The 12,828-nt window shown below is 38.2% G+C and carries 12 protein-coding genes; 10 read left to right on the plus strand and 2 right to left on the minus strand.

The window, feature by feature from the left end:
* Positions 1-286 precede the first annotated feature (286 nt).
* The 7 genes from ABEA36_RS00775 (at position 287) to nudC (ending at position 6,510) form a co-directional block, all read left to right on the plus strand.
* Positions 287-1,684: a tryptophanase gene (locus ABEA36_RS00775; RefSeq protein WP_345487722.1), complete on the plus strand. Its 1,398-nt coding sequence runs from the start codon at positions 287-289 to the stop codon at positions 1,682-1,684.
* Positions 1,685-1,844: 160 nt separating this feature from the next.
* Entirely contained in the window at positions 1,845-3,068 is a 1,224-nt protein-coding gene (gene mtr, locus ABEA36_RS00780; RefSeq protein WP_345490802.1) for a tryptophan permease, read from the plus strand.
* A 174-nt stretch (positions 3,069-3,242) separates the two neighbouring features.
* Positions 3,243-3,383 (plus strand): 50S ribosomal protein L34, encoded by a 141-nt coding sequence (gene rpmH / locus ABEA36_RS00785; protein ID WP_345487725.1) that lies wholly within the window; start codon positions 3,243-3,245, stop codon positions 3,381-3,383.
* A 16-nt stretch (positions 3,384-3,399) separates the two neighbouring features.
* Positions 3,400-3,762, plus strand: coding sequence for a ribonuclease P protein component (gene rnpA / locus ABEA36_RS00790; RefSeq protein ID WP_345490804.1), 363 nt, complete (start codon positions 3,400-3,402; stop codon positions 3,760-3,762).
* 20 nt (positions 3,763-3,782) lie between these two features.
* Positions 3,783-4,049, plus strand: coding sequence for a membrane protein insertion efficiency factor YidD (yidD, locus tag ABEA36_RS00795; protein ID WP_345487727.1), 267 nt, complete (start codon positions 3,783-3,785; stop codon positions 4,047-4,049).
* Positions 4,033-5,658, plus strand: a complete 1,626-nt coding sequence (gene yidC / locus ABEA36_RS00800; protein WP_345487729.1) for a membrane protein insertase YidC — start codon at positions 4,033-4,035, stop codon at positions 5,656-5,658. The genes yidD and yidC overlap by 17 nt, the downstream gene beginning before the upstream one ends.
* Positions 5,659-5,715: 57 nt before the next feature.
* The gene (gene nudC, locus ABEA36_RS00805; protein WP_345487731.1) at positions 5,716-6,510 is read left to right on the plus strand and encodes an NAD(+) diphosphatase; all 795 of its coding nucleotides are present in this window, start codon (positions 5,716-5,718) and stop codon (positions 6,508-6,510) included.
* A gap of 16 nt (positions 6,511-6,526) precedes the next feature.
* Here the strand turns inward: nudC and argR are convergent, their stop codons facing one another.
* Together argR and mog are read right to left on the minus strand one after the other, a co-directional pair.
* Complete coding sequence (gene argR, locus ABEA36_RS00810; protein WP_345487733.1) at positions 6,527-6,997, minus strand: transcriptional regulator ArgR; 471 nt, start codon at positions 6,995-6,997, stop codon at positions 6,527-6,529.
* Between the two features lie 387 nt (positions 6,998-7,384).
* Entirely contained in the window at positions 7,385-7,954 is a 570-nt protein-coding gene (mog, locus tag ABEA36_RS00815) for a molybdopterin adenylyltransferase (RefSeq protein ID WP_345487735.1), read from the minus strand.
* A gap of 245 nt (positions 7,955-8,199) precedes the next feature.
* On the opposite strand from mog, the gene folE reads away from it, so the two are divergent.
* From folE to ileS, 3 genes are all read left to right on the plus strand, one after another.
* On the plus strand, positions 8,200-8,859 hold the full coding sequence (gene folE, locus ABEA36_RS00820; protein ID WP_345487738.1) for a GTP cyclohydrolase I FolE: 660 nt from the start codon (positions 8,200-8,202) through the stop codon (positions 8,857-8,859).
* A 96-nt stretch (positions 8,860-8,955) separates the two neighbouring features.
* Positions 8,956-9,900 carry a bifunctional riboflavin kinase/FAD synthetase gene (ribF, locus tag ABEA36_RS00825; protein WP_345487740.1) on the plus strand — a complete coding sequence of 315 codons (945 nt, stop codon included), beginning with the start codon at positions 8,956-8,958 and terminating at the stop codon, positions 9,898-9,900.
* 107 nt (positions 9,901-10,007) lie between these two features.
* The gene (ileS, locus tag ABEA36_RS00830; protein ID WP_345487742.1) at positions 10,008-12,815 is read left to right on the plus strand and encodes an isoleucine--tRNA ligase; all 2,808 of its coding nucleotides are present in this window, start codon (positions 10,008-10,010) and stop codon (positions 12,813-12,815) included.
* The last annotated feature ends 13 nt before the right edge of the window (positions 12,816-12,828 follow it).

The raw sequence follows: 12,828 nt of genomic DNA on the forward strand, positions 1-12,828 counted from the left end.
CCACTTATCTTACCGCAGTTGCTTATGGATCAATCTCGACCATCGTTTAACTTGTCACTTCCCTGATTAATTTCCTTTATTCTTTTATCTCATTTCTCTTGGTATTACGCTAACACAACCGATTATTGCGGTTTGTAATGTGAACGGGTAACAAGTGTGTCTCAATCTTGTCATGTCACAGCTTAACTGTGCATGAAGTGTGTTGTCTTATTTTGTTAACAATACTGTCCGCCAGTCATTGTGACGACCGGGGTATCTAATTAATCGTTAATTGGAGGTATTGATTATGTCTATTAAATATATTCCTGAACCGTTTCGTATCAAAGCTGTAGAGCCGTTACGTATGTTAACGCGTGAAGAACGTGAACAAAAGATTAAAACTGCAAATTACAATTTGTTTTTATTAGCGGGTGAAGATTGTTACATTGATTTACTGACTGACTCAGGGACAAATGCCATGAGTCAAGAGCAGTGGGCTGGGGTAATGAAAGGCGATGAAGCATACGCGGGGGCATCAAGTTATTATAAATTGGTTAAAGCAGGGCAAGATATTTTCGATTATGATTATATCCAGCCCGTTCACCAAGGTCGTGCAGGGGAAAAGGTTCTTTTCCCATTATTTTTAAGCAAAGGGCAGTTTGCTATTTCAAATATGTTTTTTGACACAACGCGAGCCCATGTAGAATTAGCTGGTGCAAGAGCCATCGACTGCGTGATTGAGGAGGCAAAAGATCCAAGTAAACGAGTCAAATTTAAAGGTAATATGGATGTTGTCAAACTTGAAAAAATAATTAATGAACACGGCGCGGCTAATATTGGTTTAGTTGTCATGACGGTCACAAACAACTCGGCGGGTGGTCAACCTGTTTCAATTAAAAATATTCGTGAAACAGCCGAAATATGTCATAAATATCAAATTCCATTTCACATCGATGCTGCTCGCTATGCTGAAAATGCCTATTTTATTCAGCGTGATGAACCTGAATTCAACAATGTGCCAATTAAAGATATTATTCGCGAAATGTTTAGTCATGCACAAACGTTTACTATGTCGGCTAAAAAAGATGCAATTGTTAACATGGGAGGATTAATTGGTATTAAGGATGGACAATCAGATTTGGTCTTAAAAGTTAAGGCAAATTGTATTTCGTTTGAAGGCTTTTTTACTTATGGTGGATTGGCTGGACGTGATCTTGAAGCACTCGCTATTGGATTATATGAGGGAATTGATGAAAATTATCTCAAATATCGTATTGGTCAAATGGAATATTTAGCGTCACGGTTAGATGATGCGGGTATTGCATATCAATCACCAGTGGGTGGACACGGTGTTTTTGTTGATGCAAAAGCCATGTTCCCTGCGATCCCTTATCATCAATTTCCCGGGCAAGTATTAGCTATTGAGTTATATAAAGAAGCCGGAATTCGAACTTGTGATATTGGTTCTTATATGTTGGGCAATAATCCTGATACCAAACAACAACTTCAAGCTGACTTTGAATTTACGCGATTGGCGATACCACGCCGAGTTTATACACAAGCGCATATCGATATCATGGCTGATGCATTAATCGCGATCAAACAACGAGCAAACACAATAACAACAGGTTATACCATTACCTGGGAACCACCAATATTAAGGCATTTTCAGGCTCATCTAGCGCCGGTTAAAAATAAAGAATAGCATTGTCTATAATCAATGGCGATGTTGAATAATAACACGCCATTTTTAAAAATAGACCTCTGTGATGTAGCTCAATTATTGCTAAATTCAATATCAATAGGTATTTGTTTATTACCTAGGGGGGGAGTGTATGCGTGATTCTGCTCCACGGTCTGATAATATGCCTAAAGCATCACTATTTGGGGGCGCCATGATTATTGGCGGCACCATTGTTGGTGCGGGAATGTTTTCATTACCGATTGTTATGGCTGGACCTTGGTTTTTTTGGGGGGTAGCTGTTTTAATTTTAACTTGGTTTTGTATGTTGATCTCAGGCTTAATGATTTTAGAAGCCAATTTGCATTACCCAATAGGTGCAAGTTTTAATACGATTGTAAAAGATTTATTAGGCAGTAAGTGGAATGTGATAAACGGCTTTACTGTTGCATTTGTACTTTATATCTTAACGTATGCGTATATCTCCGCTAGTGGCTCAGTACTTAGTTTAACCGCAATCAATGAGTTTGGTATACATTTGCCTGCTAAAATAGCGGGTACATTATTTGCAGTTGGATTCGCCTTTGTGGTTTGGCTGAGTACCGCCGCAGTTAGTCGAGTCGCATCTTTTGTACTCGGCGTTAAAATTGTGACGTTTGTCCTCACATTTGGCAACTTACTGGGTCACATTGATCCGATTATTTTAATGAATTCAAATGACGTTGATGCCAGTTACTTACCTTACCTTTTAATGATTTTCCCTTTTTGCCTTGCGTCTTTTGGTTTTCATGGCAATGTGCCGAGTTTAGTCATCCATTACGGCAAATCACCGAAGCGTATTATGGCCGCCTTATTGCTTGGGACGCTATTAGCGTTAGTGCTTTATATTGTTTGGTTGATTTGCGCTATGGGCAATATTGCTCGAGTCGATTTTAAACCAATTATTGCCGCTGGCGGTAATATTGATCATCTAATTGCTGCATTAGGTGGCGTTAATACGGCAAATTGGCTTAATATTATTTTATTAATTTTTTCTAATTTTGCGGTTGCCAGTTCATTTTTAGGTGTCACATTAGGATTATTTGATTACTTAGCCGATCTTTTTGGTTTTGATAACAGCCCATTAGGTCGTTTTAAAACGGCTTTAGTGACTTTTTTACCTCCGATTGTCGGTGGTATCATTTATCCAAATGGTTTTTTATACGCCATTGGTTTTGCGGGATTAGCCGCGACCATTTGGGCGGTGATTGTGCCAGCACTATTAAGCAAACAAGCTCGAATTCGTTTTAAAACATCGACGTTTACAGTTTGGGGCGGCAGCACGATGATCTATTTTATTTTGTTTTTTGGTATTATTAATATTATTGCTTTTATTTTATCAAACTTAAATTTACTCCCGATCTACTAATAGTGTAAAATAACGATACCATCACTAAACCGTGATGGTATTTTTGCGGGAGAAAAAAGGCAATAAAGTTCGTTGACTATCTGGCGAATTGTCTCTATAATCTCGACCTCTTATATCCAAAGTGGAGTTTTTACTCTGCTCATTATTAATAATTTGATTTAGGTATAAATCGTCATGAAACGTACATTTCAACCATCAGTTTTAAAGCGTAATCGTACTCACGGATTTCGTGCTCGTATGGCTACAAAAAATGGTCGTCAAGTATTAGCTCGTCGTCGCGCTAAAGGTCGCGTTCGTCTAACAGTTTCTAGCTAATATTTAAAGTTGAGTGATTAATCGACTCACCTTTGTTCGGGAGTTACGTTTGTTAACTCCCACCGACTTTAACCACGTCTTTAACCAGTCTATTCGGGTTAGTTCACCTTATATTACTCTTGTCGCCAGGAAAAATTCCTTTAATCACCCACGGCTCGGTTTTGCGATTGCTAAAAAACAAGTCAAACGTGCACACGAACGTAATCGTTTAAAGCGGGTAATTAGAGACCATTTTCGTTTAGCGCAGCATGAGCTACCGGCAATAGATGTAATTGTAATGGCAAGAACGGCTGCTATCGATATTGATAACGCCGCATTAAGGCAGGTATTAGATAAGTTATGGCAACGCCTCCTGATAACCCAACAAAACAAAAGTTAAGGTTATATATCACGCAACTAATGTCATTAGGTGCAAATAGCTTTATTTTGTTAATAAGGGTCTACCAACGCTTTATTAGTCCACTACTTGGCCCTCATTGCCGTTTCACACCAACGTGCTCACATTACGCAATTATTGCATTAAAGCGCTTTGGATTGATAAAAGGTAGTTGGCTAACACTCAAACGTGTATTAAAATGTCACCCTTTACATGAAGGCGGCGACGATCCGGTTCCGCCACGCAAAGACGAAAACAATAGAGAAAACACGAATGGCATCTCAACGTAATATTTTAATTATTGCTTTACTTTTTGTTTCTTTTTTAATTTGGCAGGCTTGGAATAACGATCATGCGCCAAAACCAGCAAAAGCGAATCAATTAACAGAACAAATGATAAGTGATGATGAATCAGTTGCTAATACAACTGGGAAAACAATCACGATTAAATCAGATGTATTATCTTTAACGATCAATACCTACGGTGGTGATGTTCAAGCCGCACAGTTATTAAAGTATGATCAGTCTTTAAATTCTAATACGCCTTTCCAATTATTGGTTGCTAGACCGGATTTTATTTATGTTGCAGAAAGTGGATTGACAGGCAGAAATGGTCCTGACAATGCGCGACAAGGTGCTCGTCCTGTTTACCAAGTTACACAAAGTGAATTTGTATTAGCTAACGATCAAGATGAAATTCGCGTCCCAATGACATATCAAAAAGATGGTGTTAATTATACGAAAGTATATGTCTTAAAACGTGGTAAATATGCGATTGACGTCAGTTATGAAGTGAATAACCACAGTACACAACCTATCGAAATCGCTTTATACGGTCAGTTAAAACAGACGGTTGATTTACCAAGCGATATCGTAGTTGAAGGTGGTGGCGGATTGGGTATGAGTGCTTTCCGAGGTGCGGCATACTCAAGTTCTGAAACTAACTATAGTAAATACAGTTTTGGTGACATAAAAGATAAAAATTTATCGATTAATTCACAAACGGGTTGGGTTGCGATGTTGCAACACTACTTCGCTTCTGCATGGGTCCCATCACAAGATCAAGATAATTCATTCTATACACGTTCGTCAGCAAAAGGATCACAAGCGACGATTGGTTTTAGAGGTGAAACCGTCGTTGTAGATGCAGGTAAATCACAAACTGTTGATGCTCAATTATGGTTAGGTCCAGAAATTCAAAGCGAATTAAAAGCCACTGCACAACATTTAGATCTTATTGTTGATTACGGTTGGTTATGGTTCTTATCACAACCATTATTCCATTTATTAAAATTCATCCAAGGTTTTGTTTCTAACTGGGGTGTAGCAATTATTATTATTACCTTTATTGTGCGTGGTATTTTATTCCCGTTAACACGTGCACAATATCGTTCATTAGCCAAAATGAAACTTTTGCAACCTAGATTACAAGCCCTTAAAGAACGTTATGGTGATGACCGTCAGAAGATGGGTCAAGAGACTATGGCTCTATATAAGCAAGAAAAAGTTAACCCATTAGGGGGCTGTTTACCTTTACTGGTGCAAATGCCAATCTTCCTTGCATTGTTCTATATGCTAGGTAACTCAGTTGAATTACGTCATGCGCCGTTTGCGCTTTGGATTCAAGACTTATCAGCACAAGACCCTTATTATATTTTACCGTTAATTATGGGTGCAACGATGTTCTTAATTCAAAAAATGTCGCCGACACCCGTTAATGATCCATTGCAGCAAAAATTAATGACTTACATGCCATTGATCTTTACGGTATTTTTCTTATGGTTCCCATCAGGTCTCGTTTTATACTATATTGTCAGTAACTTATTTACGATTGTTCAACAACGTATTATATACTGGGAGCTTGAAAAGAAAGGGCTTCATGAGAAGAAGAAAAAGTAATATATTATTAAGGCAGAGATTTCTCTGCCTTAATTTTTTATAGGTTAAAAATCACGTATGCAACAACAAATTGTCTTAACAGGTCATGAGTCTGGATATTGGTTTGTCAGCCAGAATGGGCGTTTATGGTTACCTAAAGGTGAAATCCCCGTTGGTTCTGCTAGCGAGTTTGGTTTTATTGATGCCACTGCGCAGCCGATTGGTGAATGGAAAGGGCAGACGGCTTGGCTTATTTGCAAAGAAATGAAACACAGTATGGGATCGATCAGGCCTTTATTGAGTATGGCCGATCAATCATTATTTTTAATGGCGGGTCGTGCAGTACAACTCGCGGAATTTTTCCGTTCTCACAAATATTGTGGCTACTGTGGTCACGAAATGCATCTAAGCACTACGGAATGGTGTTGCTTGTGTGGCAGCTGTCATCAACGTTATTATCCTCAAATTTCGCCGTCGATCATTGTTGCAATACGTGATAAAAACAAAATATTACTTGCCAAACACACTCGGCATAACCAAGATAATTTATATACCGTATTAGCGGGTTTTGTTGAAGTGGGTGAAACAATGGAGCAAGCGGTGACACGCGAAGTTTATGAAGAATCAAAAGTTAAAATCAAAAATATTCGCTATGTGACATCACAACCTTGGCCATTTCCAAATTCAATGATGATGGCTTATTTGGCAGATTATGACCAGGGTGATATTCATGTCGACCGTACTGAACTGGTCGAAGCGAATTGGTATCACTACAGTCAATTACCAAAAATTCCTGAATATGGCACAGTCGCAAGGCGACTTATTGAAGATACGATTATCTTGTGTCGAGAGTACGATGAATACGGTGAATAAACTGAGTGAGCAAGAATTATAATTCTTGCTCAAACAGATCCAAGATAGTGTGATAAAGTGCTTTTACAGTAAAACCATTGGTAGGAGTACTAAATATGGTATCATCGCCTGCGATAGAACCTAAAATTCCCTCCGCTTTACCAATCGAATCGAGTAAGCGCGCAATCAGTTGTGCTGCACCAGGGCTGGTACGAATGACAACCATAGCATGGTTATAATCAATATCAATCACTAAGTTTTTAAGTGGGCTTGAGGTCGTGGGAACGCTGATTTCCGCAGGTAGGCAATATACCATTTCCATTTTGACATTACGCGTTCTGACTGCACCAAATTTAGTCAGCATACGAGATACTTTAGATTGATTCACATTTTCAAAACCATGTTCTTGTAATGCTTGAACAATTTCAAGTTGTGAACTGAATTTTTCTTGCCTTAACATCTCTTTAAAGACTTTGACAAGATCATCAGGTTTATTGCGAGTGGTCATCGATTAGTATCCCTATCTTTCATTTGCATAAAAACAAGATAATTATGCAATAAATTTGCATAAAATAAAATCGATAAATCATAATATCTTTATTTATGCTGACAATTATCGAAAATACGTTGTGAAAAGTGGTGTGACTTTGTGTTAGTTAATACCATATAAATTGATAATCTCACATTAGTATCCAGTTTAAAAAATTCTGTTGAGCGTTTGCTTTGGCTTTATTTATTCAAATAATCTTTGTGATCTTTGCCTGTTACACTAATGAGGACATAAATCCTTATTGATTGTCATAATGTATCAGGCAAATAGTATGTTTATCCGCTTTTTAGCTGAAAATGACAAAATCTGGGATAACTGTACCTGGTACTCTCTCAAAACGGGCATCTATTTTATTGCACTTTTAGGCCGAAACGCTTTGATAATTTCATCTTGGGTTTCAATATAGGGGCCATCGAGTAGCTGAATACAGTAGGGAACACTCGCAAAAATGCCGTGTACTAATACATGACCCGCTGCATCTTTTACACCTTCCAACGTTTCTTTAATTGACTTAGGTTGCCCAGGTAAATTCAAAATGAGCGTTTGATGACGAATAACACCAACTTGACGTGATAAGATAGCTGTTGGTACAAAGTGTAAGCTAATTTGACGCATTTGCTCACCAAAACCAGGCATGACCTTATCGGCGATAGCGAGTGTTGCATCGGGTGTAATATCACGTTTAGCTGGCCCCGTTCCACCGGTAGTTAAAACTAAATGGCAACAATGGCAATCGACAAGTTCGATTAAAGTCTGCTCAACAATCGGTTGTTCATCGGGTATCAATCTTGTTTCAACCAAGAAATCACCTTTTATCGCTTGCTTGAGCCAAGTTACGAGTTCAGGAATTCCTTTGTCTTCATAAATACCTGTTGATGCTCTATCAGAGACAGAAACTAAACCAATTTTTAGCATGTGATAATCCTTTACAAAAAGAAACTAAATGTTTAACAGTCATGTTTAATTGACTATTTTAACAGAAATACTTGAGCGGTGGGATGGTTAGTGATAAACAATAATCAGCCTGTTTTTACACTATAATCACCCATTATGATAAAAAAATAACGAAATTTTATGCAATCGACAAAATGCAGTGAGTATATATTCAATGATTATTGGTATATAATAACGCAACTTGTTATTGTACATTGGTTTTTATCATGAATGAGCTAAGTAATGAAGCGCAAAAAGTTAAGGCAGCCTTAGAGGCAAAAAATCTTGAAACGCCGATGTGTCGGATTGTCATGGACAATGCCGAACGTAAAGCAAAAATAGAGTCACATTTTCGTGAAATTATGAAACTGATGCAACTCGACTTAACCGATGACAGTCTAATTGAAACGCCGCACCGTGTCGCAAAAATGTATGTTGACGAGATATTCTCGGGGCTGGATTACAGCAATTTTCCTAAAATCACCTTAATTGAAAACAAAATGCAAGTTGATGAAATGATAACGGTACGTGATATTACATTAACGAGCGTATGTGAGCATCATTTTGTCACAATCGATGGTAAAGCAACGGTTTCTTATATTCCTAAATCTTCAGTCATTGGATTATCAAAAATTAATCGTATTGTTGAATTTTTTTCGCAACGCCCACAAGTACAAGAACGACTCACACAGCAAATTTTAGTCGCACTACAAACCTTATTAGGTACCGTAAATGTTGCAGTGTCAATTGATGCAACACATTACTGTGTTAAAGCTCGTGGTATAAAGGATGCGACAAGTATTACGACAACGACATCATTGGGTGGGGGGTTTAAAACCAATCCGAGTACACGACAAGAATTCTTAAGGGCATTAAAACACTACTGATTCACTATATCGTTTCATCGTAGTTCTTGATATAATCACGCGTTATTCATAACGCAATACAATTATTTAAACCCATATTTTTAAAAGCGTGAACTAATGGAAATTATCCGCGGACTCTATAACCTACGTAACCGTTTTAAGCAGTGTGTTATTACATTAGGTAATTTTGATGGAATTCATTTAGGTCATCAGGCCCTGATTACTCGCCTAAAAGACGTGGGTAAGCAGCGACAATTACCTACCGTGGTCATGTTATTTGAACCGCAACCATTAGAATTTTTTAATCCTGAGCAAGCACCATCAAGGTTAACGTCGTTTCAAGAAAAGTGTATTTTTCTTGAAGCACTAGACATCGATTATATTTTAGTTATTCCATTTAATCAGACATTTGCCAGTATGAGTGCACAAACATTCATTGAGCAGGGTTTAATTAAGCAACTCATGGCCCAATATATTGTTATTGGCGATGATTTTCGATTTGGTGCCAAACGACAAGGTGGGTTAGCGTTATTAAAACACTATGCTGAAATGGGCGCATTTGAAGTAGAAAGCTTAGCAACTTATATTGTCGATGAGCAACGAGTGAGTAGCACTGCCATTCGTCAAGCGCTATTAGATGATCATTTTGAGCAAGCACGTATGCTACTGGGGCGAGCTTACACGATTCAAGGTCGTGTTATTCATGGAAACCAACTTGCTCGGCAGCTAGGTTTTCCAACCGCCAATATTCACCTTCATCGCAAAAAACCAGCTTTGCACGGTGTTTATTTTGTTAAGGTTAAAAATACCATTTCGAATCAATATTATACCGGCATTGCAAATATTGGTATTAGACCAACCATAAACGGTAAAACTGCAGTACTAGAAGTCAATATTTTTGATTTTAACCAAGATATTTATGGTCAGTATTTAGATGTCGAGTTCATTGAAAAAATTCGTGATGAGGTTAAATTTGCCTCATTAGCAGCATTACAGACGCAAATTAAACAAGATATTTGCATCGCACACAAGATTAAGGCAAAATTGTCAGTATCTTCCTGATACTAGCCGACTAAAAGTCATTATTCAAATTCACGGTCAGTGTGTTTGAAAGAAAAATAGCATCATTAATTTATTAACTAAGTCATATTAAAGCGGAACAAAAAAGCATGACAGATTATAAAGATACATTAAATTTACCAGAGACGGGTTTCCCTATGCGTGGCGATCTAGCGAAACGCGAACCCGCTATGTTACAGAATTGGTATGATAAAGAACTTTATCGCCATATTCGCGAAGCTAAAAAAGGTAAAAAAAGTTTTATTTTGCATGATGGTCCTCCTTATGCAAACGGTAAACTACACATCGGTCATGCGGTTAATAAAATTATTAAAGATATTATTATAAAATCAAAAACATTATCTAATTATGATTCACCGTATATTCCGGGATGGGACTGTCACGGTTTACCGATTGAACAAAAAGTTGAAGAGCAAGTCGGCAAACCTGGTGAGAAAATTTCACCCGCTGAGTTCCGTCAAATTTGTCGTGATTATGCGGCGTCACAAGTTGCTATTCAAAAAGCCGACTTTATTCGTATGGGAGTAATTGGTGATTGGGATAATCCTTATCTTACAATGAGCTACGATACTGAAGCGAACATTATCCGCGCATTAGGTAAAGTCATTAAAAATGGTCATGTGGTGAAAGGGGCTAAGCCTGTATATTGGTGTACCGATTGTATGTCATCACTTGCTGAAGCTGAAGTTGAATATTATGACAAATCGTCACCCGCTGTCGATGTCAAATTTAAAGCGGTCGATAACCAAGCTGTGGCTAAGCAGTTTAACGTTAAAACTGACTTACCTATTTATGCAGTGATTTGGACCACAACACCATGGACATTACCTGCTAGCCGAGGGATTGCCTTAAACGCAGACGTCGAATATCAACTGGTACAAATCGATAACAAAGCATGTTTAATTCTCGCTGCTGAATTAGTTGAATCCGTCATGGCGAGAGCTAAAATTACGGATTGGAAGGTCATCGCAAACTGTAAAGGTGCTGATCTTGAATTATTACGCTTTAAGCATCCATTATTTGACTTTGATGAGCCGATTGTTTTAGGTGATCATGTTACTGTTGATGCAGGTACCGGGGCTGTACATACCGCACCAGGCCATGGTGCTGAAGACTTTATTGTTGGTCAAAAATATGGACTTGAAGTAGCTAATCCAGTCGGTGGTGATGGTTGTTATTTACCAGGTACAGGAGCTGGTTTAGACGGTTTATTTGTCTTTAAAGGTAATAAAGTCATTATTGAAATGTTAAAAGAACAAGATGCGTTATTGCATTTTGAAAATATTGAACATAGTTATCCTTGCTGTTGGCGCCATAAAACGCCAGTGATTTACCGTGCAACGCCTCAGTGGTTTATTAGCATGGATAAAGAAGGTCTACGTCAACAGTCATTAGGTGAAATTAAGCAAGTTCGCTGGATTCCAGATTGGGGTCAAGCTCGAATTGAATCAATGGTTGCAAACCGTCCTGATTGGTGTATTTCGCGTCAACGTACGTGGGGTGTTCCAATGACATTATTTGTTAATAAAGTGACAGATGAATTGCACCCAGACACACTTGAATTGATTGAAAAAGTAGCTAAACTTGTGGAAAAAGGTGGTATTCAAGCTTGGTGGGATGCTGATATTAAAGATTTATTAGGCCCAGATGCTGATGATTACCGTAAAATTCCAGATACATTAGATGTGTGGTTTGATTCAGGATCAACATTCTATTCCGTTGTCAGTGTTCGCCCTGAGTTTAATGGCCATTCACCTGATTTATATTTAGAAGGATCAGATCAGCATCGCGGATGGTTTATGTCATCATTAATGCTATCAACGGCGATTGATAAAAAAGCCCCTTACAAACAAGTGTTAACTCATGGCTTTACGGTTGATGGTCAGGGACGAAAAATGTCCAAATCTCTGGGTAATATCGTTACCCCACAAGAGGTAATGAACAAGCTGGGTGCTGATATTTTACGTTTATGGATTGCATCAACCGACTACTCTGGTGAAATTGCTTATTCAGACGAAATTATCAAACGTTCAGCCGATAGCTATCGTCGTATTCGTAATACAGCACGTTTCTTATTAGCAAACTTGACAGGCTTTAATCCAAAAACGGATCTGGTTAAGCCAGAAGATATGGTTATTTTGGATCGTTGGGCGGTAAGTGCAGCTCAAGAAGCACAAGCTGAAATTATTGATGCTTATGAGAACTATGACTTCCACAAAGTCGTACAACGTATCATGCAATTCTGCTCAGTTGAAATGGGATCATTCTATTTAGATATTATCAAAGATCGTCAATATACTGCCAAAAGTGATAGTGTTGCGCGCCACAGTTGTCAAACGGCGTTATATCACATTGCTCAGGCGATGGTGCGTTGGATTGCACCAGTATTGTCATTTACGGCAGATGAAATTTGGCAATATTTACCAAATGAGCAAAAACAACAGTTTGTTTTTGTTGACGAGTGGTATCAAGATCTCTTCACTCTAGCTGACAGTGAAAAAATGAACAGTGAATACTGGGCCCATATTTTGCAAGTACGTGATGAAGTGAATAAAGTCTTAGAACAAGGTCGTAACGATAAAGTGATTGGTGGTTCATTAGAGGCATCGGTAACACTGTATGCGGACGATAAGATCTTTAATGCCGTTTCAGCCTTGCAAAATGAACTGCGTTTTGTATTATTGACTTCAGAAGCTACCGTAAAACCATTAAGTGAAGCGACGGGACATGCCGTTAGTACTGAAATTGCTGGACTTAAAATTGAGTTGAGTAAAGCCAAAGGTGATAAATGCCCTCGTTGTTGGCATTATACGGTTGATAATGATCCTGTTACTCATCTGTGTAAGCGCTGTGATAGCAATATTCATGGCTTGGGTGAGATTCGCCATTTTGCATAAGTTGTAATTAAGA

The organism is Orbus sasakiae, assembly GCF_039542345.1.
In the GTDB taxonomy this organism is placed as follows: Bacteria; Pseudomonadota; Gammaproteobacteria; order Enterobacterales; family Orbaceae; genus Orbus; species Orbus sasakiae.

Coding starts and splice junctions, on each gene's coding strand:
- folE (WP_345487738.1), top strand. CDS start 8,200: ATGAATGAGCTAAGTAATGAAGCGCAAAAAGTTAAGGCAGCCTTAGAG.
- ileS (WP_345487742.1), top strand. CDS start 10,008: ATGACAGATTATAAAGATACATTAAATTTACCAGAGACGGGTTTCCCT.
- ribF (WP_345487740.1), top strand. CDS start 8,956: ATGGAAATTATCCGCGGACTCTATAACCTACGTAACCGTTTTAAGCAG.
- mtr (WP_345490802.1), top strand. CDS start 1,845: ATGCCTAAAGCATCACTATTTGGGGGCGCCATGATTATTGGCGGCACC.
- nudC (WP_345487731.1), top strand. CDS start 5,716: ATGCAACAACAAATTGTCTTAACAGGTCATGAGTCTGGATATTGGTTT.
- yidC (WP_345487729.1), top strand. CDS start 4,033: ATGGCATCTCAACGTAATATTTTAATTATTGCTTTACTTTTTGTTTCT.
- yidD (WP_345487727.1), top strand. CDS start 3,783: ATGTCATTAGGTGCAAATAGCTTTATTTTGTTAATAAGGGTCTACCAA.
- argR (WP_345487733.1), bottom strand. CDS start 6,997: ATGACCACTCGCAATAAACCTGATGATCTTGTCAAAGTCTTTAAAGAG.
- ABEA36_RS00775 (WP_345487722.1), top strand. CDS start 287: ATGTCTATTAAATATATTCCTGAACCGTTTCGTATCAAAGCTGTAGAG.
- mog (WP_345487735.1), bottom strand. CDS start 7,954: ATGCTAAAAATTGGTTTAGTTTCTGTCTCTGATAGAGCATCAACAGGT.
- rpmH (WP_345487725.1), top strand. CDS start 3,243: ATGAAACGTACATTTCAACCATCAGTTTTAAAGCGTAATCGTACTCAC.